At 58.4% G+C, this 22,155-nt stretch carries 18 protein-coding genes; 14 read left to right on the top strand and 4 right to left on the bottom strand.

What is annotated here, in order from left to right:
* Positions 1-469: 469 nt before the first annotated feature.
* Entirely contained in the window at positions 470-1,747 is a 1,278-nt protein-coding gene (larA, locus tag I2E13_RS02005; protein WP_195404051.1) for a nickel-dependent lactate racemase, read from the top strand.
* A 49-nt stretch (positions 1,748-1,796) separates the two neighbouring features.
* Complete coding sequence (gene larD / locus I2E13_RS02000) at positions 1,797-2,528, top strand: D/L-lactic acid transporter LarD (protein ID WP_117647965.1); 732 nt, start codon at positions 1,797-1,799, stop codon at positions 2,526-2,528.
* Between the two features lie 301 nt (positions 2,529-2,829).
* Here larD and I2E13_RS01995 read toward each other — a convergent pair whose 3' ends face one another.
* The 4 genes from I2E13_RS01995 to serB form a co-directional block, all read right to left on the bottom strand.
* Complete coding sequence (locus I2E13_RS01995) at positions 2,830-3,369, bottom strand: TetR/AcrR family transcriptional regulator (RefSeq protein ID WP_195404050.1); 540 nt, start codon at positions 3,367-3,369, stop codon at positions 2,830-2,832.
* A 2-nt stretch (positions 3,370-3,371) separates the two neighbouring features.
* A complete protein-coding gene (gene larC, locus I2E13_RS01990; protein WP_195404049.1) occupies positions 3,372-4,289 on the bottom strand; it encodes a nickel pincer cofactor biosynthesis protein LarC in 918 nt (305 codons plus the stop codon).
* Positions 4,290-4,299: 10 nt separating this feature from the next.
* Positions 4,300-5,082: a nickel pincer cofactor biosynthesis protein LarB gene (larB, locus tag I2E13_RS01985; RefSeq protein WP_195404048.1), complete on the bottom strand. Its 783-nt coding sequence runs from the start codon at positions 5,080-5,082 to the stop codon at positions 4,300-4,302.
* Positions 5,083-5,196: 114 nt separating this feature from the next.
* Positions 5,197-5,832, bottom strand: a complete 636-nt coding sequence (gene serB, locus I2E13_RS01980; protein WP_117563673.1) for a phosphoserine phosphatase SerB — start codon at positions 5,830-5,832, stop codon at positions 5,197-5,199.
* A 256-nt stretch (positions 5,833-6,088) separates the two neighbouring features.
* Here serB and aspS point away from each other — a divergent pair, with 256 nt between their 5' ends.
* From aspS to I2E13_RS01920, 12 genes are all read left to right on the top strand, one after another.
* On the top strand, positions 6,089-7,876 hold the full coding sequence (gene aspS, locus I2E13_RS01975) for an aspartate--tRNA ligase (RefSeq protein ID WP_195404047.1): 1,788 nt from the start codon (positions 6,089-6,091) through the stop codon (positions 7,874-7,876).
* A gap of 404 nt (positions 7,877-8,280) precedes the next feature.
* Positions 8,281-8,529, top strand: coding sequence for an HPr family phosphocarrier protein (locus I2E13_RS01970; RefSeq protein ID WP_195404046.1), 249 nt, complete (start codon positions 8,281-8,283; stop codon positions 8,527-8,529).
* 188 nt (positions 8,530-8,717) lie between these two features.
* Positions 8,718-8,960 (top strand): FeoA family protein, encoded by a 243-nt coding sequence (locus I2E13_RS01965; RefSeq protein WP_022094360.1) that lies wholly within the window; start codon positions 8,718-8,720, stop codon positions 8,958-8,960.
* Positions 8,961-8,999: 39 nt separating this feature from the next.
* Positions 9,000-9,221, top strand: coding sequence for a FeoA family protein (locus I2E13_RS01960; RefSeq protein ID WP_006234774.1), 222 nt, complete (start codon positions 9,000-9,002; stop codon positions 9,219-9,221).
* 123 nt (positions 9,222-9,344) lie between these two features.
* The gene (gene feoB / locus I2E13_RS01955) at positions 9,345-11,672 is read left to right on the top strand and encodes a ferrous iron transporter B (RefSeq protein ID WP_195404045.1); all 2,328 of its coding nucleotides are present in this window, start codon (positions 9,345-9,347) and stop codon (positions 11,670-11,672) included.
* Between the two features lie 136 nt (positions 11,673-11,808).
* Positions 11,809-12,876, top strand: a complete 1,068-nt coding sequence (locus tag I2E13_RS01950) for a bifunctional glycosyltransferase family 2/GtrA family protein (RefSeq protein WP_195404044.1) — start codon at positions 11,809-11,811, stop codon at positions 12,874-12,876.
* Between the two features lie 12 nt (positions 12,877-12,888).
* Positions 12,889-15,138 (top strand): glycosyltransferase family 2 protein, encoded by a 2,250-nt coding sequence (locus tag I2E13_RS01945; protein ID WP_195404043.1) that lies wholly within the window; start codon positions 12,889-12,891, stop codon positions 15,136-15,138.
* A gap of 189 nt (positions 15,139-15,327) precedes the next feature.
* On the top strand, positions 15,328-16,998 hold the full coding sequence (locus I2E13_RS01940; RefSeq protein ID WP_195404042.1) for a hypothetical protein: 1,671 nt from the start codon (positions 15,328-15,330) through the stop codon (positions 16,996-16,998).
* A 177-nt stretch (positions 16,999-17,175) separates the two neighbouring features.
* Positions 17,176-17,376: a hypothetical protein gene (locus tag I2E13_RS01935; protein ID WP_035136858.1), complete on the top strand. Its 201-nt coding sequence runs from the start codon at positions 17,176-17,178 to the stop codon at positions 17,374-17,376.
* A 144-nt stretch (positions 17,377-17,520) separates the two neighbouring features.
* Positions 17,521-18,600, top strand: coding sequence for a substrate-binding domain-containing protein (locus I2E13_RS01930; protein ID WP_195404041.1), 1,080 nt, complete (start codon positions 17,521-17,523; stop codon positions 18,598-18,600).
* A gap of 460 nt (positions 18,601-19,060) precedes the next feature.
* Positions 19,061-20,488: a glucuronate isomerase gene (gene uxaC, locus I2E13_RS01925; RefSeq protein ID WP_195404040.1), complete on the top strand. Its 1,428-nt coding sequence runs from the start codon at positions 19,061-19,063 to the stop codon at positions 20,486-20,488.
* A gap of 87 nt (positions 20,489-20,575) precedes the next feature.
* On the top strand, positions 20,576-22,090 hold the full coding sequence (locus tag I2E13_RS01920) for a tagaturonate reductase (protein WP_195404039.1): 1,515 nt from the start codon (positions 20,576-20,578) through the stop codon (positions 22,088-22,090).
* Positions 22,091-22,155: the final 65 nt, after the last annotated feature.

Genomic DNA, 22,155 nt, shown 5'->3' with positions numbered 1-22,155 from the left:
TGCAAGAAGCCCTCGCTGCGCACTTCGTGCGGCGAGGGCTTCTTGCGTCCTGCGGAGTGTGCCTAAAAGTAAGCTGATGGCGGGCCCTACGATGTCCGGTCTTCGGTGGATTACTGGCTGGGGGAATAATGGCGCGCTTTGCGCGTTTGGAAAAGGCTTCGTGCTGTGGAATGTATTCAGAGGGAAACCCATCGGGTCCCTTCGTCCTCGGTCTTCTGGGATTAAAGCTGAAGGGAATAAGGCGCGCTTCGCGCCTCGCGTCTTATCGATCGGGATTGAGATGCATGTGGCGCTTCTTGACTTACGACTGTAGCGGCCGCGGTCCCGTTTGGGATCGCGGTTGTTTTGTTGTGGGTCAAATATGAACGTTGTGTTAATGAGTCGGTGGACGGTGGTGTTTTTCGGTGAGCGGCGTATCCTTCCAACGGTTTATCTAGTGTGTCAGTTGAAAGGAAGAGGGCGCTCGTCATTGTTTGAATGTGAACTGCCGTTTGACCACAAGACGTTGCATCTGGAACTCGAGGATAAGAACTTCGCGGGTGTGATGGAAGGTCATCAAAACGAGTTTAAGACCACGAAATCGCAGGAAGAGCTGGTGGAGGAGTCGCTTGCCAACCCTTACGACTCGCCTTCGCTCGAGGAGCTTTGTGCTGGCAAGAAGGATATTGTCATCATTAGCTCAGATCATACGCGTCCCGTTCCCTCGCGTGTGACGATGCCTATTCTGCTGCATCACATCCACTCCGCTGCGCCTGAGGCGCGCGTTCGCATTCTGGTTGCTACGGGTATGCATCGTCCGTCGACGCACGAGGAGCTCGTCAACAAGTACGGCGAGGAGATCGTTGCCAACGAAGAAATCGTTATGCACGTCGCGACTGACGACAGCATGATGAAAAAGATCGGCACCCTGCCTTCTGGTGGCGAGTGCATCATCAACAAGATCGCTGCCGATTGCGATCTGCTGCTTGCCGAGGGCTTTATTGAGCCGCACTTCTTTGCCGGTTTCTCTGGTAGCCGCAAGTCCGTCCTGCCTGGCATCGCCAGCTACAAGACCATCATGTACAACCACAACGGTCAGTTTGTGAACGATTCCCACTCGCGTGCCGGCAACCTGTGCCACAACCACGTGAGCGAGGACATGTTTGCCGCCGCCGAGATGGCTCACCTTGCCTTTGTGCTCAACGTGGTGCTCAACGGCAAGCACGAGGTCATTGGCTCCTTTGCCGGCGACATCCACAAGGCGCACGAGGCTGGCTGCGAGTTCGTGAAGAGCCTTGCTGGCGTTGAGCCCGTCGAGTGCGAGATCGCCATTACCACTAACGGCGGCTACCCCCTCGATCAGAACATCTATCAGGCTGTGAAGGGCATGTGCGCTGCCGAGGCCACGCTTCCCGAGGGCGGTGTGATCATCGACGTCGCCGGTTGTGCCGACGGTCACGGCGGCGAGGGCTTCTATCACAACATCGCCGACAACGATCCGGCAGAGTTTGAGCGCGCCTGCATCGATCGTCCTAAGGACGAGACCCTGCCCGATCAGTGGACGAGCCAGATCTTTGCCCGCATCCTGGCGCATCACCCTGTGATCATGGTCACCGACCTGTGCGATCACCAGATGCTCAAGGATATGCACATGACGCCGGTCAACACTATCGAGGAAGCGCTCAAGCTCGCCTTTGAGATGAAGGGTGCCGATGCCAAGGTCGCCGTCATCCCCGATGGCCTGGGTGTTGTTGTCGCACAGCACTAGTGCGCGGCTTAAACGAATCGTTTATAACCGACAAGAAAGATAAGGTTTTATGCTTACCAAACTCCTCTGCGAATTCGGCGCAACGGCCCTCATGATCGTCTTTGGCGTGGGTGTTCACTGCGATACCGTGCTCAAGGGCACCAAGTATCAGGGCTCCGGCCATATGTTTGCCATCACCACCTGGTCCTTTGGCATCTCGGTCTGCCTGTTTGTCTTTGGTGGCGCTGTGTGCATGAACCCCGCCATGGTGCTTGCCCAGTGCATCGTCGGCCTGGTGCCGTGGGGCAACTGCATCCCCTTCATGCTTGCCGATATGCTCGGCGGCTTTGTGGGTGCCGTGATCGCTTGGTTTATGTATGCCGATGAGTTCAAGGCTTCCGAGGACGTCGTCGACCCCATTGCCCAGCGCAACATCTTCTCGACCAACCCCACCACCGAGGGCACGAACTATGCTCGTAACTTCTTCTGCGAGGCTATCTGCACCTTCGTGTTCATCAGCGCCATCCTTGCTGCCGCTAGCCGCGCCGGCGAGAACGTTCTGATGCTCGCAATCTGCGTCGGCCTGATCGTTTGGGCTGTTGGCATGGGCATGGGCGGCATCACCGGCTTCGCCATGAACCAGGCTCGTGACCTTGGTCCTCGCATGGCCTATCAGGTGCTGCCGATCAAGAACAAGGCCGACAACAACTGGAAGTATGGTCTGCTTGTTCCTGGCATCGCGCCGTTTGTCGGTGCTATTGTGGCCGCGCTGTTTGTGCATGGCTTCTTGGGCATGTTCTAGTCTGAGGCTACATAGGTTGTCCGCCGTCCGCATGGGGTAACTTCCCAGCGCGTCCTCGGACATGCAAAAAGGCTCGCTGCGCACTTCGTGCGGCGAGCCTTTTTGCGTCCTGCGGAATGCGCTGGGAAGTTACCCCATGCGGCCAGCTGTGGGATCTTTGCTGCGCTCGAGCAAGCAACCCAACATATATCTGAATTTGGATGGGAGGGGCTTGTTGCTGATAGGGGCGTTGAACTGTTGTTGATACTTTGGGATGCGTGGCGCCCTGGGTTGGGGTGATGCTTTGGGATGAGCTTCTTACTTAGGTGAAGAGAGGCTTTATGGCTGATAGGTAGTCTTTGGCTACGTCGGCTTTGTCGGCTTGGAAGTTGTGCCAGGCCCACCATTGGACCATTCCTACGAAGCTTGAGGCTATGTGGTGTAGTAGGAAGCTTCGGTCCATGGTGGCGGCGGGGCCGTTTGGGTCGGTGGGGACGGTTTCGGCTGCTCGTGACATGATGGTCTTGCGTAAGCAGTCGGCGAAGACGCGTGAGCCGGCGCCGGCTACGAGGGCTCGTACGCCCTGGCGGCGTTCCCAGAGGTTGTTGAGGATATGCACGACCTGCACGAGTGGGTCGTCGAGCGGTGTGCCATCGTCGTCGAGGGCGTGGGTGCAGATGTCGCTCACGAGTTCGGACAGTAGGTCATCTTTGCTCTTGAAGAGGCCATAGAACGTGGCCCGACCCACATGGGCGCGAGCGATGATGTCGCCGACGGTGATCTTGCCGTAGTCCTCTTCGCGCAGCAGTTCGGAGAACGCCGCGACGATGGCGGCGCGGCTTTTTGCCTTGCGGGCATCCATGGCTATGCGTCCGTGTGAACGAGCAGGCAGCGGAGCGTACCGGAGCAACCCTCGTAGGGGCGCTTACCGGCGCCGTAGCCGACGGCCTTGATGCGGTAGCGGGCCGGCAGGTGCTCGGACGTGCGCAGTGCGGCGACGATGGCGGCGCCCGTGGGCGTCACGAGCTCGCCGGCGACCGGTGCGGGCGTGAGGGCGATATTGCCCGCCTGGCACAGGTTGACGACAGCGGGGACGGGAATGGGCATGAGACCGTGGGCACAGCGGATGGTACCGTGACCCTCGGAGAGCGACTCGACCACGATGTCCTCAATACCCAGGTCATCGAGGCAGATGGCAACAGAGCAGACGTCGACGATGGAGTCGACGGCGCCCACCTCGTGGAACATGACGGTCTCGGGCGTTTTGCCGTGGGCCTTGGCCTCGGCGGCGGCGAGCGCGGTAAAAATGGCGAGCGCGCGATGCTTGGCGCCATCGCTTAGCTGCGAGTCATCGATGATGGCGGTGACATCCGCCAAAGAACGGTGGTGATGGTGGTGGGCGTGATGGTGACCCTCGTGGCCATGACCGTGGGCCTCATGGTCATGCTCGTGGCAGTGCTCGTGTTCGTGCTCGCCATGATCATGATGGTGGTGCTCATGTTCGTGCGTGTGCTCGGCAGCTGCTTCGTTGCCGTAGAGCCAGGCCATATCGTGATCGTGGTTCTCGAGTTCCTCTGCAAGCTGGACGTCAAAGTCGCAGGCGTCGATGCCATGCTTGCTTACGCGTGTGACGGCGATCGTAAAGCCGTCGACCGGCAGCGTGGCGAGCTGCTCGCGCAGGTGCTCCTCGCTGGCGCCTAGGTCGAGCAGGGCCGCGACGGTCATATCGCCGCTGATGCCCGAGGTGCCGTCGATGATAAGCGTGTGCTGATGATTGGACATGGAATGCTCCTTAACGGGCGCAGGGCGTGCCGGCGCTCAGATGATTGATAAGACTTGCCTGGTAGGCGGCACCAAAGCCGTTGTCGATATTGACGACCGAAACGCCGCTGGCGCAGGAGTTGAGCATGGCGAGCAGCGCGGCTACGCCACCAAAGCTCGCGCCGTAACCCACGCTGGTGGGAACGGCTATGACCGGACAGCTTACCAGGCCGCCGACAACGCTCGCCAGTGCGCCCTCCATGCCGGCGATGGCGATGACCACCTGCGCCTGGGCAAGTTCCTCGGCATGCGCGAGCAGGCGGTGCAGGCCTGCGACACCTACGTCGTAGAGGCGGTCGACCTCGTTGCCATAGAATTCGGCCGTCAACGCGGCTTCCTCGGCGACGGGCAGGTCGCTCGTACCGGCGCAGGCGACAACGATGCGTCCGTTGCCGGTAGGGGAGGGCTTGCCGCCCACGAGGGCGAGCTGTGCGTCTGGGACATATCCCAGGTCGATGCCGTTGCCGAGGAGCTTCGAGGCGCGGGCTGCCTTTTCGGCGTCCAGGCGCGTGACCAGGATGCGCACCTGGCCGGCATTGAGTAATGCTTTGATAATGGCGGCAATCTGCTCGGCGGTTTTACCGGCGCCGTAGACAACCTCGCCGGCTCCCTGGCGCACCCCGCGCGAAAGATCGAGCTGCGCAAAACCCAGATCGGCGGTTGGCGCCGTCTGGAGGCGCGTGAGGGCGACTGCCGGGGTGACTACTCCGTCGGCAACATCGCTCAGCAATTGCTCAAGATCTCGCTTATCCATATATGTTCCCTTCGACGGCGCAAAGTCTAGCACTCAAAGGGTATGTTTCCGAACACTAAGACAAAATTGTTCGGAAACTATAGGACAGACTGATTCTCTTGTTAGAAGGATCGACTAGTCGCGCAGGATGATGTCCATGGCGAGCATCAGGTTGCGCTCATCGATGGCAAACGGGGCGGCTTCGCGCGTCTTGGGCTTGGCGCAAAACGCGATGCCCGTGCCCGCGGCCTGAATCATGGGGATGTCGTTGGCGCCGTCACCGATCGCGACGGTGTGGGCCATGTCGACACCGCACTCAACCGCCCAATCCAGCAGCTGGATGAGCTTGGACTCCTTGGTCACAATGTCTGCCGCCAGCTTGCCGGTGAGCTTGCCGTCCACGACTTCCAGACGGTTGGCCAGGCAAAAATCGATGCCCGCGGCGGCCACGATCTTGTCGGCGACCTCGTGGAAGCCGCCGCTCACCACGCCGACCTTCCAGCCCTTGCTGTGCGCCGAGCGCACAAGCTCCAGCGCGCCGGGAGTAAATGTCACGCGCTCAAAGGTGCGCTCGAACACGCTCTCGTCCAGGCCGGCGAGCAGCCCCACGCGCTCCTCGAGCGCCTGCTTAAAGTCAAGCTCGCCGCGCATGGCGCGTTCGGTGATCTGTGCTACCTGCTCGCCCACGCCGGCTTCCTCGCCCAACAGGTCGATGACTTCCTGGTTGATGAGCGTGGAGTCGATATCCATAACGATGAGGCGTGCAGTCATGACGGGCCTTTCCAAGTGCTGTTTTATTGGGGCATATTGTCGCACGTGACGAGCGCGGGCGGGTGCCGCGGTGCGTCAATTGTTTCGTCTCCGTCAAGTCTTTGGGCAGGAGCTACTTTTCCGCGGCACATCGACGCAGGTGCGATAAGATAGAACGCCATGTCTGGCTGCGCGGTTTACGCAGGCTGGGCAAATCTGTACGACGCCGCCCGGAACGACACGGGGCGGCACAGATCCATAAAGGAGGATCACTGGTATGAGCCAGACCCGTCCCATCGACGAGCATTCCATGCACACCCGTACCTGCGGCGAACTTCGCCGCGAGAACGTGGGCGAAGAGGTCACCCTCACCGGTTGGGTGAGCCGTCGCCGCGACCACGGCGGCCTTATCTTCTGCGACCTTCGCGACCGCGAGGGCATCACGCAGCTCACCTTCGACCCCGAGCACTCCGACGGCGACGCCTTTAAGATCGCCGAGACCATGCGCCCCGAGTGGCCCATCAAGATCCACGGCGTCGTGCGCGCCCGTGGCGAGGAGACCACCAACACCAAGCTCGCGACCGGCGAGATCGAGGTCCTGACCGACCACGCCGAGGTGCTCAACACGTCCGTCACCCCGCCGTTCCAGATTGAGGACGGCATCGAGACCAGCGAGGACACCCGCCTGCGCTATCGCTATCTGGACCTCCGCCGTCCCGAGATGATGGCTAACCTCAAGCTGCGCTCCGACTTTACCTTTGCCATTCGCGAGGCGCTGCACAACCGTGAGTTCATGGAGGTCGAGACGCCCTCCCTGTTCAAGTCTACGCCCGAGGGTGCTCGCGACTTCATCGTCCCCAGCCGCATCCAGCCGGGCAACTTCTACGCCCTGCCGCAGTCCCCGCAGCTTCTGAAGCAGCTGCTTATGGTCGGTGGCGTCGAGCGCTACTACCAGGTTGCCAAGTGCTTCCGCGACGAGGATCTGCGCGCCGACCGTCAGCCCGAGTTCACCCAGGTCGATATCGAGATGTCCTTCGTGGACCAGAACGACGTCATGAGCGCGCTCGAGGAGGTCCTGGCCGACGCCTTCGGTCGCATGGGTGTCGAGATGCCCACGCCGCTGCGCCGCATGGATTACTGGGAGGCCATGGACACCTATGGCTCCGACAAGCCCGATACCCGCTATGGCATGCACCTGGTCGACCTGACCGACATCTTTGCCAACTCCAAGTTCAAGGTCTTTGCGACTGCCGCAAACGAGGAGGGCTCTGTCGTCAAGGCCATCAACGCCAAGGGCGCCGGTGCCTGGGCACGTGCCAAGATCGATAAGCTCGCCGGCGTGGCTTCCACGTTTGGCGCCAAGGGCCTGGCATGGATCGCTTTCCGCGAGGACGGCTCCATCAACAGCCCCATCGTCAAGTTCTTCTCGGACGAGGAGATGGCGGCTCTGCGCGAGCGCATGGACGTCGAGTCCGGCGACCTTGTGATGTTCGCCGCCGGCCCGCGCCTGCTCTCCGACGAGATCCTGGGCGGCATGCGTTCGCACATGGCCAATGCGCTCGAGATCAAGCGCGAGGGCCACGACTTCCTGTGGGTCGTCAACTTCCCGCTGTTCCACTGGGATGAGGACCGCAAGGCCTATGCTGCCGAGCACCAGCCCTTCACCCTGCCGACCGAGACCGACATCGCCAAGATCGAGGCCGACCCGTTGGCAGCCGGTTCTTGCACCTACGACTTTGTCATGGACGGCTTTGAGGCCGGCGGCGGCGGTATGCGTATCCACAACGCCGAGATGCAGATGTCCATGCTCAAGCTCCTGGGCTTTACCGAGGAGCGCGCCGAGTCTCAGTTCGGCTTCCTCATGGAGGCGCTCAAGTTTGGTGCGCCCCCGATGGGCGGTTTCGCTCTGGGCCTGGACCGCGTGTGCATGCTGCTCACCGGTTCCGACTCCATCCGCGACGTCATGGCGTTTCCCAAGACGGCCAGCGGCTCCGACCTTATGTCGGGCGCCCCGAGTGCCGTTAGCGGCGCCCAGCTCAAGGACGTCAGCCTGCGCCTGATGTAGGCGAGCGGCTACATATTGCCTGTTGCGAGGGAAGGACGTGTGCCTTCCCTTGTTTTTTATTCGTGTGAGATGAGCGCTGTGGACCCTGTGGGCAAAAAATGCCAAATATGAGTACTGTTGCAAAAGAGGTGTCATATTTTTCGGCCTGCTCTGAGCGAAAATGGGCTCAAAATCAATTTATCTAACCCCCTTTAAAGAGCGTTTGACGGCTTTCAACTTCTTCGAATCGCTCAAAGTAGGCGATATGCTCTCGATTTTGCTGCTACTAAATTGGTGACAGTACTCATATTTGTCACTTTTTGCCCACGGGGTATCCGAAAGGGTCCTCGACAAGCATCTAACGCTACAATAACTACCACGTGGCTGGGTTTTGCCGGCCGATGTGCGATGTCGCGGGAGGGGACATGGTCGAGTTTACAAAGACGATTAAAGATCCGTTGGGATTGCATGCCCGCCCTGTTGCGCTGCTCTATGACATCATTGCCAAGCATCGTAGCGACGTGTCAGTCAGCATTGGCGATCGCCACACGGATGGCCGCGATGTCATGGGACTCATGGCCCTCTATGGTGAGTGCGGCGAGAGCGTCGTCTTTCGTGTTTCGGGCGTGGATGAGGCCTCCTGTGTCACGTCGATCAGAAATCTCTCGCTTTAAGCATGACGGGGCGTGGTAAAGGATGGTCCTTTGCCGCGCCCTTTTGTTTCGTATAGGAAACTTTTTCGAAAAACTGAACAGGACCCTTTCCAAAAAGTTAACCACGTGCTAGTTTACTATAGCGAACATAGACGTGGCTAACTTTTAACGCGTCGATGTTGAGGACGAACTGACGTTAGGAGCCACTCATGTCTTGCGGACCGCAGATGCCGGCCATGCCGCTTTCGATGGTAAAAGCGGGCGAAACCGTGCGCGTGTCGCGTGTAAAGGGCAATGAGGACATGAAGCACCACCTCAAGGACCTCGGCTTTGTCGAGGGCAACGAAATCCACGTGGTGAGCTCGAGTGGCGCCAATATCATCGTCACCGTGCTGGGCGCACGCTTTGGTATCGATTCCAAGGTTGCCATGCACATCATGACCGTCGGTTAGTCAGCAGCATTTCATAAAAACCGAAAGGGGGACAAGAGGATGAAGACGTTAGGTGACGTTAAAGTGGGCGAGAGCTCTACCATCGTCAAGCTTCACGGTGAGGGTGCGCTTCGTCGCCACCTTATGGACCTGGGGCTCATCAAGGGCACTTCGTTCAAGGTCGTGAAGGTTGCGCCGCTCGGTGATCCGGTCGAGATCAACGTGCGCGGCTACGAGCTTTCCATCCGCAAGGAGGAGGCGGCCGTCGTCGAGGTCCAGTAAGAGCTCGCGACGTATATTTCTGCAGATAAAGTTAGGTATTTCTAACTTAATGCAGCATCTTTGAAGCACATTATCCAGCCTGCGCGGAGAAAGCAGCGCAGGCACACAAGGAAGAAGGATTGAATGGCGGATTCTCAGATCCATGTCGCGTTGGCGGGTAACCCCAACTGCGGCAAGACCACGCTTTTCAACCTGATCACCGGCGCCAACGGCTACGTTGGCAACTGGCCCGGCGTCACGGTTGAGAAAAAGGAGGCCAAGCTCCTAAGCGACAAGAACGTTACCATCACGGACCTCCCTGGCATCTACTCGCTTTCCCCCTACAGCCCCGAGGAGCAATGCTCGCGCGATTACCTCATGAGCGGCGAGCCCGATGTTGTCGTCCAAGTCGTCGATGCCACCAACCTCGAGCGTAACCTGTACCTGGCGCTTCAGGTTATCGAGACCGGCCTGCCCGTGGTCGTTGCCCTCAACATGGCCGACCTGGTCGAGAAGAACGGCGATAAGATCGACACGGACAAGCTCTCCAAGAAGCTCGGCTGCCCGGTCATGATGATCTCGGCTCTTAAGAACAAGGGCATCAAGGAGCTCTTCGAGCAGGTCAAGAAGTCCGCTGCTTCTAAGGGCCAGGTGCCGGAGCACAAGTTCGATTCCTCCATCGAGGACGTTCTGGACCACATCGAGAACAATCTGCCGGCAAGCGTTCCCGCCAAAAAGCGCCGCTATTACGCCGTCAAGCTGTTCGAGCGCGACGCGGACGCCTGCAAGCTCATCAACCTCACTAAGGAGAAGGCTGCTCGCGTGGAGGAGCTGGTCGCCCAGTGCGAGCAGGACTGCGACGACGATGCCGAGTCCATCATCACCGGTGAGCGCTATGGCGTCATCGCGCACATCATCGATGAGTGCATGACCAAGGCTCCGGCCAAGATGAGCACCTCCGAGAAGATCGACCGCGTGGTTACCAATCGTATCCTGGGCCTGCCGATCTTTGTGGTCATCATGTTCTGCGTGTACTACATCGCCGTTTCTACCTTGGGCGGCACGGTGACCGACTTCACCAACGACCAGCTCTTCGGCACCGACGGCTGGTATGCGCTCGGCCAGGGTCGCGACGCCTACGACGCAGCTGTCGAGGCTGCGGGCGACAATGCCGACTCGGTCGACCCGGCACAATACGGCCCCTATGTTCCGGGTATTACCACCGTGGTGCACGACGCCCTTGTGGCGGGTGGCACCGAGGACGGCGGCCTGGTCGATTCGCTCGTCTGTGACGGTATCGTCGGCGGCCTGGGTGCCATCTTCGGCTTCGTCCCGCAGATGTTCCTGCTGTTCGTCATGCTGTCCTTCCTGGAGGACTGCGGCTATATGGCCCGCGTCGCCTTCATCATGGACCGCGTGTTCCGCCGCTTTGGCCTGTCCGGTAAGTCCTTTATCCCCATGCTCGTGTCCTCGGGCTGCGGCGTCCCCGGCGTCATGGCCACCAAGACCATCGAGAACGAGAAGGACCGCCGCATGACGGTCATGACCACCACGTTCATTCCCTGTGGCGCCAAGCTGCCGATCATCGCCCTGCTCATGGGCTCCATCATCGGCGATTCTTCCACCACCGCCGCGTGGATCAGCCCGCTCTTCTACTTCTTGGGCGTCTTTGCCGTCATCGCCTCGGGCCTCATGCTCAAGAAGACCAAGCTCTTCGCCGGTCGCCCGACGCCGTTTGTTATGGAGCTTCCTGCCTACCACTTCCCGGCGATCCGCTCTTGGGCGCTGCACGTGTGGGAGCGCTGCTGGGCCTTTATCAAGAAGGCCGGCACGGTCATCTTCGCCTCTACCGTCGTGGTATGGTTCCTCTCCAACTTTGGTAGCTACAACGGCGCCTTTGGCTTCCTGCCTGCCATGGAGGGCATCTCCGAGGAGTTCATGGACTACTCCGTGCTCGCCATGCTGGGCAACCTGGTCGCTTGGATCTTCGCCCCGCTCGGCTTTAGCACCTGGCAGGCAACCGCGCTGACTGTCTCTGGCCTCGTCGCCAAGGAGAACGTCGTCGCCACCGCCGGCTCGCTGCTGTCCGTCGCCGACGCGGGCGAGACCGACCCGAGCCTGTGGACCGCGTTTGCCGGCATGTTCCCCACCATGGGCGCCTGCGTTGCCTTCGGCGCGTTCAACCTGCTGTGCGCTCCGTGCTTTGCCGCTATGGGTACCATCCGCAACCAGATGGATTCCGGCAAGTGGACCGCGATTGCCCTCGGCTACGAGTGCGCCTTCGCTTGGGTGATTGGCCTGTTCATCAACCAGTTCTATAACCTGCTTGTCCTTGGGCAGTTTGGCTTCTGGACGGTTGTGGCTATCGTGCTGCTGGTCGCGATGCTCTTCCAGATTTTCCGTCCTATGCCCAAGCACGCTTGGACCGACGAGGACGAGACCAACACTGCTTCCGCTGCAGTTTCCGCCTAAGTCCGAATAAGGATCAACCCCTTTCCACGAGCCCGGGTGTCCCAGCGACACTCGGGCTTTTGTTTTAACCGCTAGGCAATTTCGTTATAATCGACGTCCGCAAATCGATTCATTATGTTGGAGAATCCATTTGATCATGGCAGATATCGACAATAGGATAGCTTTGGTGATTCCCGCGTATGAGCCGAGTGGTCGGCTGGCCGCACTACTTGAGGAGCTCGTGCTCGGATGGCCGGGACCGATCGTTGTGGTGGATGACGGGAGCAGCGCGTCCTGTTCTGTGGTGTTTGACCGCGCCCGCGCGCTTGGTGCTACGGTTCTTGTCCACGGGCTCAACCGCGGCAAAGGTGCGGCTCTCAAGACTGCTTTTTCTTATCTCTTGGAACAGGTCCCGACTGTTGCGGGGGCCGTCACGGCAGATGCCGATGGTCAGCATTTGCCTGCCGATATCCGCGCCGTTGCGCGCGAACTCGGTCTGCACCAGGACTCGTTGGTGCTTGGCTGTCGCCGATTCGACGGTAATGGCGTTCCTGCGCGCAGTAAGCTCGGTAACAATTTTATGCTTGGGGCCATGCGCGTGCTCTGCGGTGTCGATGTGAGTGATACGCAGACGGGCTTACGTGGCCTTCCGGCGTCGCTTATGCGCCGTATGCTCGCTGTGGTGCGAGACGGATATGAGTTCGAGACAGAGATGCTTGTGCTGGCGCGGCGTGCGGGTGGCATCTTCGAGGTTCCCATTACCACGGTCTACGAGGGTGACAACGGGGCATCACATTTCCGTCCCGTTGTTGATTCGCTTCGCGTGCTCGGTGTCTTATTCTCTGCGTTTGCGCGCTACACGCTCTCTTCGCTCTGCACATCGTTGTTGGATTGGGCACTGTTCTCTGCGCTCGTACTCCTATGGTCGCATGGTGTCGCGACCAGCGCAGCCATCGTGTGGGCAACCGTCGTTGCGCGGGTCGTCTCGGCATTTGTCAACTATATGCTGAATCGAAATATCGTCTTCAAAGCGGATAATTCCAGCTGTTCTCGGAGCCTTTGCCGCTATATCGCCCTGTGCGCAGCTTGTATGTTGGCGAGCGCAGCTCTCGTCCTCTTGATTTCCGTTGCACTGCCCATACCGGTCTTTATCATCAAACCGTTTGTTGATACGGCATTGTTCTTTGCTAACTACCGTATCCAGCAGTCATGGGTCTTTGAATAGGGGGATGATTCCGTGAGCGTTCATGAGCTTAAGAAAGCCAAGAAAAGCGTGGTGGAAAAACAGGGGGCACGGAAGCGCGATGTGACGACCTTTATCGTCACTGCAGTCCTTATGGTCATCTATCTGCTATGGCGTCTTCTGTTCACCCTGCCGTTTGATCAGGGGATTCCCCAGATGATTTTTGCGATCTTGCTGCTCATCGCTGAGGCAGTAACCGCGTTTACGACCTTCGAACTTTACTACCGCAAGGTCAAGGCCGACAGCGGACATCTCGTTATGCCGAAAATCTTGCCCGAAGACTATCCCGACGTTGACGTGGTAATCGCTACGCACAACGAGCCGACTGACGTGTTGTTCAAGACGGCGAACGCCTGTACCTACATGGACTATCCCGATCGTTCTCGGGTGCACGTCTATTTTGCTGACGATGGCTGCCGCAAAGAGGTCGCTTCCCTTGCGGCTGAACTTGGGATTGGTTATATCCCCTGTGAGGATAACAAGTATGCCAAATCGGGTAACCTCAACAACGCGCTAAGGCACACGACTTCACCGCTGATTGCGACGTTCGATGCCGACATGATTCCGCGCAGCAGCTTTCTCGTAGATACCGTGCCCTATTTCTTGCTGCCTCGCTATATTCAGGATGGCGCGACCGGCGCATGGCGTTATCGTTCCGAGGACGAACTCAATGAGGACCTTAAAGTCGGTCTGATTCAGACGCCGCAAAGCTTCTATAATCTTGATCTTTTTCAGTTCAATCTGTACGCCGAGGACAAGATTCCTAATGAGCAAGATTTCTTCTCACGCGAGGTAAACCAGATGCGCAACTCGTCCAACGCCTGCGCATACACCGGTAGCAATGCCGTGATTTCGCGCGCCGGTATGGAGGAGATTGGCGGGTTTCCGTATCATACGATCACCGAAGATTTTGAGACGAGCTGTCGTCTGCAGATGGCGGGTTATATTACCTATGCCACTGATAAGGTCGAAGCTCACGGCCTCTCGACGACGGATGTGCGCTCGATGGTGCACCAACGCATCCGCTGGGCGCGCGGTGTGATTCAGAGCATCCAAAACACGGGTGTCATCTTTTCCCGCAAGATTTCTTTTCCCGCGCGCATTACCTATCTGTGCAGTTTTCTGTACTGGTGGTCATTCTTCAACCGCATCATCTTCATTCTTGCGCCCATTATGTTTGCCTTGTTTGACTTCCAAGTGGTTAACTGCACACTCTGGCAGTTACTAATTTTTTGGCTGCCGAGCTATTTCTTTTATAGCAGGTCTATGAAATTGCTTTCGAGCAATGTTCGCAGTCAGAAATGGAGTCAAATCATCGACACCACGCTGGCGCCATCACTTATTATTCCCGTATTTCTTGAGACGCTCGGTATCCGCGAGACAAAGTTCAAAGTTACGCGTAAAGACAAGACGACCAATCGCAGCGGTAGCCTGTGGAACATGCTCCCACACCTGTTGCTCGTGGTGCTCTCGGTTGCAGCTATTATCAGATTTACATGGGGAAAGTATGGCATGGCGCTCGTGTACAGTTCCGTGATCATCTATTGGTTGTGCTACAACTTGATTGCCCTTTTGTATGCTATTGCCTTTTCGGGTGGTCGGTCCATGCCGCGCAAGAGTACTCGCATCTCCGTAGACGAACCTGCGGTGCTGACGGCGCTGCCGGTTGAGGATGAGTGGTCGAAGCTAACCGAGGGCACCGGCGAAGCCGTGGCCGAAGGTGGCGTTTTCCCCGATTGCAGTTCGGACGAGACGGATGACGAAGGCCCTGTGGGTGTTTTCGCGGGGCGTGCCATCAACATGTCAGACGGTGGTGTACTCGTGCGCATCGATGATCCCTTTCCCGAGGAGCTGCGCAGCTTTGCGGTGCGCTTGGGAGATGGTCGCTATTGCACATGCGTTTCTGGTAGGCTTGTGCGCCTCTTTCAATCCAAATGTGGCGATGATGAGTCGTGGTACGCGGCGCTTCGAATCGAGCACCGCTCGCTCGAGGAGCGTCGCATCTATGATCAGCTGCTGTACGATCGCGAAACGGGCATCGCCGAGGAGCTTGATAGCTGGAACACCACCTATGACGATATCGTGCGTATTGTCCGCATGAGGATAAGGGCGCTTCTTTCGCGTTACCGCGTATGGAGATCCCGCCGCCGCTCCAGGCGTGATAGCGATCGATGCGGCGATTCACGGGATGCGGAGCGGACCAGTCACGATTCTGCTCATGTCGAAGGAGACGCTGCATGCTGATTATTGCTGCCTTCGGCCGTGCGGCGCTGTTCCTGCTAGCGCTCTTCGGTCTGTGCTATTGGATCCATCGTTTGACCGAGACGGATGTGCATTTCGCTCCCGTGTGTGCCTTGTGTGTCATGGGGGTCGTCACGTATGCCGGTGGAATCGTGGGCGCGCTTGCCCCTGCCACCTGGGGGGGTGGTTGTGGTGGGCGCCATCGCCGGTGCAGCGGCAATGCCCTGTCTCCATGGTCGTGGTCTTGCTAGATTGCCCTTTGGTCTCCCTGACGCGTGTTTTCTCCTAGGTATGTTGATCTTTCTGTGGCCCCTGCTGTCGGCGCGTCTCGAGCATTACGATAACTTTACGCATTGGGCTATAGCGCTCAAGGTCATGCTGGAGACGGGGGCTTTCCCCACGGCGTCAAGTGGTCTCGTTGAGTTTTTCAACTATCCGCTCGGCACAACTTCACTGCTGTACTGCGCATGCACGTTTTTAGGCCATGCCGAGGGAACAATGCTCGTTGTTCAGGCAGCCTTTATCTTCTCATGTTTTTATGCTGTTCTTGGTATTGTGCGCAATCGCCGTTCGTTTCTGCCATATGCGGTGTTAGGGGCTGGCTGCTCGCTCCTTACGTTTTTCAATGTAACGATTCGCATTAATAACCTTTTGGTTGATTTCGTGCTCCCGGTCCTCACGATGGCGTGCTGGGCAGTCGTGGATCGTTATAACGGTGATGTTCGCCGCGAGCTCAAGTTGCTCGTGCCGTTGATGGCGGAGCTCATAGTGGTGAAGTCGACGGGCGTCGTATTCGTTGCATTTGTGCTCGCTTACCATTTAGCGCGCGGACACGTTGCTCTCAGGAATCGCGGCTGGAACGCTCGCCTGCGCTGGTTTGGTGCAACTGCCGTCGCAGGTGTTTTGGGTTTTTCCACTTATCTGATGTGGAGTTGGCACATGGCCACGGCGCTCGCGGGCGTCAAGAATAAGTTCGATGTGGGCGATGCTGCTCACGCGGCGGTGGTCGGCGGTAAGAATACTGCCCAGATCGCGCAGGTCGTCTCGACGTTTTTTGCGACCTCCATCGATTTAACTACCAGGCCTGCGCTCGGTTTCCTGCTCGGCAACTTGGCTGTTGTCGCATTGCTAGCGGCTGCTCGGTGGTGCTTTGGGCATCAGTTGACACATGTGCGCCGCGCACTGGTTGCGCTTGATTTCATGACAATTGTTTACTATGTGGGTATTCTCGCCATGTACATTTTCTCGATGCCAATGGACGAGGCCTTGAGGCTTGCTGGATTCGATCGTTATGCTTGCAGCATCATTGCATTGTTTGTCGGTGGCCTGGCGATGGCAGTTACCGTTGAGCTTGAGGGGCAGATGAAATTCCGGTCCGATGGTTCCCCCTGCCATGCAACGCCGTTACATAAGCGGCGATACCAACAGGTTGTAATGGGCTGCATCGCCTTGTCGCTTGGCCTTTTGACGAGTGAATACAACGGCATGCTATTCAATGCAAAGACATACGACACTTCGCTTCCGGCGACGGTCCGAGATGTCGTCGGTGATCGCTGGCCGGCATCGGGTAAAGAAGACGGTACTCGTTATTTGCTGTTCGGTTCCGATCGCGATGGGCTTATGACTTCGTACTACTTCACGTATGTGGCTCGATATTATTTGTTTGCCCCGCATTCCGATGCCATATGCGCGTTCTATGAGCCCAATATGGATAACCTTCTGTCGGGTTATGACAAGCTCATCGTAATCGAGTCCAATTCTGCGGAGATGGGTCTACTTAAAAAGCATTATGGCGTTACAGGCAAGGTCGGCGTCTATCGTATCGAGAAAAATAGCACCAGGGTAAACCTTATTGCTGAGTGAGGCAGCGAGATGAGCTCTATGATCATGATTTCAACCATTCCGGATAGGTTGCCTTGTACCAATGTGGTGGGGAGATGTGGCGTTTCCGCAGATAAAACCGACCAAAATAAACCTTTCCCCTTTTGGTAGGTGGAGAATAGGGTAAAGTAAGTGGTGGTTAACTAGAGGAGGCTTGCTATGGCACCTATCGATATTGTTGTACTGGCTGTTATCGGTATTGCGTTTGTTGCCGTGTGCGTGCGCATCTACCGCAAGGGCACCTGCGCCGACTGCGCTCAGGGTGGCGTTTGCACGGGGCATTGCTCCAACAAAAAGACGTGCGCTGCGCTTAAGGGCGTAGACAAAATCGCCGAAGACTTGGGTCGCGGTATCAAATAAGGTCCGGACATCCAAGCGCTCCGCGGGCATCCGTTCGCGGGGCGCTTTGTGCATTTGAGGGAGAGCACGGCGAGTCGAAGAGTATTTTTGGGGTATCGTTAACTGGACTATTAATTGGCAACTTATCTATAACGGAGTAACCGCATGAGCGCTCGCGTAACCATGAAGGACATAGCCGCCGAGCTTGGCGTTTCCATCAATACCGTGCACAAGGCTCTGACGGGAAAGGCCGGCGTGAGCGAATCCGTGCGCGCCAAGGTGAACGCTAAGGCCGAGGCCATGGGCTATCACCGCAACACAAGTGCCTCAAGCCTGCGCCGCAAGGATATCAATCTGGTGTTTTGCCTGCCCCGCGCATCGCGCGAGGGAGCGTACTTTTTCCGTTACCTGTGGGAAGGCTGCAATCGCTTTGAACAGGAGGTCATCGACCGGGGCATTACGGTTGAGCGCGTTGAATTTGGCGTGGGCGGCTACGCTGATGCACTCGAGCAAATCGACGAGCGTCTGCAGGTGGGCGAGAAGATTGATGGCTTGCTCGCCTATGCGCCGGGCGACGATCGTGCGACTGAGCTTTTGGGGCAGATCGCCGAGGCGGGCGTGACGATTGAGCTTGTCGACGGCGACCGTCCGCATTTGAATCGTTTGGGTGCGAGCTTGGCCGATTATTCGACGGCAGGCAGCCTTATGGCCGAGCAGGCGGCAAACCTGGTCCATGCTTCTGGGGCCGACGCCCGCGTGCTCCTTTTGACGGGCGACCCATATACCGATTCACACTATCTAACCGCCCGTGCCTTCCACAATTATCTGCGCGAACGAGATATTCCATGGCAGGTCGAGGACCTTGCCGGTGCCCATGCGCAAGTCAAACAGCTCAAGCATGAGCTCGAAAAGCGCTTGAGTGCGCCGGACGCCCCTGAGCTCATTTGTAGCGTTTTTGCCGTTGGTTCCGAAGTGGTTGCCGACGCGCTCGTCTCGACCGGCAAGGCCGGTCGGGTCATGGTGATCGGCAACGACCTGTTTCCCGAAAGCGCCCTGGCCTTGCGCCGCGGTATCTTTACCAATATTGTCTATAAGGACCCGACGAGCCTGGCGTATCGCGGCGCCAAGACACTGGGCGATTATTTGCTGTGGGGAAGGACCCCGACGGAGCCCGTCCAGAAGGGCGCCGTCGAGATGGTATTTGCCAGCAATGTCGACCGCTACTGCGAACTTGCGGGTATTTAGCCGATTGAGCAGGTACCCCCTCTTGCGACGTGCATTTTTGGGAGTATTCAGCATTGGCATGCCCTGAATGAGGTGCAGAACGACTGTTTTAAGTGCCCCCGATGGCGTAATTTGCCATCGGGGGCACTTTTTATGCCGATCGGGCGCTATCTGCGTTCCAAATAGGACGCTGAGGATGGCGCACGGCGCGCTCCAATGCTGAATACTCCCAAAAATGTACGTCGGGACATGACCCACCTGAGCAAAAGCGCTCAAGTTCGGTGTTCGGGGACGCCAAACAGTCCGCAATACATGCAAGTCACATCTCCAGCAACCGTTGAACGGGCAAAATCTACCGTTCACCCCGTGGTGGTTAGGTGAACGTTCACCTTTTGAGGTGCAATGGATTAGTATAGTGAACGTTCACCTAAAGGATAACGAGCGCGCCGTGCGCCCGCCTTGCCAGCAAAGGGGCTGTTTGATGAAAAACTTTATGGACGATCAGGATTTCCTGCTGAGCACCAAGACCGGCGAGGAGCTGTTCCACAACTTTGCCGAGGGCATGCCCATCGTCGACTATCACTGCCACATTTCTCCTAAGGAGATTTGGGAGGACAAGCGTTTCGAGAACATCACCGAGGTTTGGCTGGGCGGCGACCACTACAAGTGGCGCCTGATGCGTGCCAACGGCGTCGACGAGCGTTTTATCACTGGCGACGCCCCTGCTCGTGAGAAGTTCCAAAAGTGGGCCGAGACCCTGGGTCGCTGCGTTGGCAACCCCGTCTTTGAGTGGAGCCACCTGGAGCTTAAGCGCTACTTTGGCTACGAGGGCGTCCTCAACGGCAAGACTGCCCAGGAGGTCTGGGACCTTGCCAACGCCAAGCTCGCTGAGGCTAGCTTTACCTGCCGCAACCTGATCAAGCAGTCCAACGTCCGCATGATCTGCACTACCGACGACCCCGCCGACAGCTTTGAGTGGCACAAGAAGATTGCCGCCGACGACAGCTTTGACGTTCAGGTCGTTCCCGCCATGCGCCCCGATGCCGCTTTGCGCATCGAGCGCGGCCAGGAGTTTGCCGACTACTGCAAGCACCTTTCCGAGGTTGCCGGCGTTGAGGTCAGCGACTTTGAGGGCATGAAGGCTGCCATTTCCAATCGCTACGACGTTGCTCACGAGCTGGGCTGCCGCGCCTCCGACCACGCACTCGACTACGTTATGTACGTCCCGGCTACCGCCGACGAGATCGAGGCTATCTTTGCCAAGGGTCTGGCTGCCGAGCCGCTTACCGAGGAAGAGGTCCTCAAGTACAAGACTGCCTTTATGCAGTTCGTTGCCGGCGAGTATGTCCGTCTGGGCTGGGCCATGCAGCTGCACTTTGGCTGCAAGCGCGACAACAACCGCGCCATGTTCGCCAAGCTCGGTCCCGACACCGGCTACGACTGCATCTCCAACTACACGCCGTCCGACCAGCTCGCCGATTTCCTCAACTCCATCCAGGAGACCTGCGGCCTGCCCAAGACCATCCTGTACAGCCTGAACCCCATCGATAACACCATGATCGATACCGTCATGGGTTGCTTCCAGGAGGCTCCGACTGCCGGTAAGATCCAGAACGGCTCCGCCTGGTGGTTCAACGACAACGAGGTCGGCATGCGCGAGCAGCTTACGGCTCTGGCTAACGAGGGCGTGTTGGGCAACTTTGTGGGCATGCTTACCGATTCCCGCTCCTTCCTGTCCTATCCGCGCCACGAGTACTTCCGTCGCGTGCTGTGCAGCGTGATCGGCGAGTGGGTCGAGCAGGGCAAGTACCCGGCCGACATGGAGCTGCTGGGCACCATCGTGCGCGACATCAGCTACAACAACTCCGTTCGCTACTTTGGCTTTGACCTGGACACCGTCGAGGCCTAAATCCAAACCTGGTTCCGGGAGCGCCGTCGCCACACGCGGCGCCCCCGTTTTGCTTGCACGCTAACAGACATCTAAGGAGACACATAGATGGAAAACATCAGCTACGATGCGCTCGAGAAGATCGGCTACAAGGGCTATCTGCTGCCCAAGGATGCTCCCGAGAAGGTTCTGCAGTTTGGCGAGGGCAATTTCCTGCGCGCCTTCGTCGACCGCTTCTTTGACATGGGCAACGAGGCCACCGGCTGGAACGGCAAGGTCGTCATGGTGCAGCCCATCAGCGGTGCCTTTGGCTTTGCCGACGGTATCAATGCCCAGGACGACCTGTACACCGTGCTGGTGCGCGGCAAGGAGAACGGCAACACGGTTGACGAGTCCCGCGTGATCAGCGCCTGCAGCCGCTGCCTTAACCCGTATCGTGAGGACGACTACCGCGCCATGATGGAGGTCGCTGTCTCCGACGACCTAGAGATCATCGTCTCCAACACCACCGAGGCCGGTATCGCCTATGACCCGTCCTGCAAGGCCGACGACATGCCACCCGCGAGCTTCCCCGCCAAGCTTGCCCAGGTGCTCCACACCCGCTGGGCTGCCGGTAAGCCGGGCGTCATCGTCCTCGCCTGCGAGCTCATCGATCACAACGGCGAGGAGTTGCTGCGCATCATGAACCAGTATGTGAGCGACTGGGGCTGGGAGGACGAGTTTGCGCAGTGGATGGCCAACGACTGCACCGTCTGCACCACGCTCGTCGACACCATCGTACCGGGCCGTATCCGCGACGCATCCGAGGCCGCCGCGGTGGCTGAGCGTCTGGGCTACGAGGATCCCTTCCTGGCCGTGCGCGAGCCCTTCCAGATGTGGGGCATCCAGGGCGACGAGTCGCTTGCCGAGAAGCTTCCCTTTGTGAAGGCTGGTCTTCCGGGTGTCTTTGTGACTCCCGACGTCACCCCGTACAAAAAGCGCAAGGTCCGCATCCTCAACGGTGCCCACACCGCCTTCGTTCCGGGTTCCTGGGTTGCCGGCTTTGATATCGTGCGCGACTGCATGCATGACGAGACCATTCGCGGCTTCATGAACACCATGCTCTACGACGAGGTCATTCCGACGCTTGCCGCCGACTTGGATGTCGAGGACTGCAAGGCCTTTGCCGCCGCCGTCGAAAACCGCTTCGACAACCCGTTTATTGATCATGCGCTGCTCTCCATCTGCCTCAACTCCACGGCTAAGTGGCGCGCTCGCGACCTGCCCACGCTCAAGGACTACGTTGCCGAGACCGGCAACCTGCCCAAGTGCCTGGCGACGAGCCTCGCTACGCTCATCTCCTTCTACACGCAGGAGCTCGTGTCCCGCGAGGGCGACGGCCTGCACCTGCGTCGCTCCGACGGCACCGAGTACACCGCTCAGGACGACGCCTTTGTGCTCGACTTCTACGCTGCTCACGCCGGCGCCGACGACGCCGAGCTGGTGCACGATGTGCTCTCCAACGAGCAAATGTGGGGCGAGGATCTTACGCAGATCGCCGGTCTTGAGGAGTTTGTCGTCAGCGCGCTCACTGTCGTGCGTGCCGAGGGCGCCAAGCAGGCCTTCGCCAACGCTCAGGCGTAAATTTCCGGCGCAGACGCGGGCGCGGGACGGCGTGCCCGCGTCTCGACTTCTGCTCAACCTGTAGG

Origin of the sequence: Collinsella aerofaciens (genome assembly GCF_015554145.1) — a bacterium.
In the GTDB taxonomy this organism is placed as follows: domain Bacteria; phylum Actinomycetota; class Coriobacteriia; order Coriobacteriales; family Coriobacteriaceae; genus Collinsella; species Collinsella aerofaciens_AA.
This window is presented reverse-complemented; position numbering and strand designations above follow the sequence as displayed.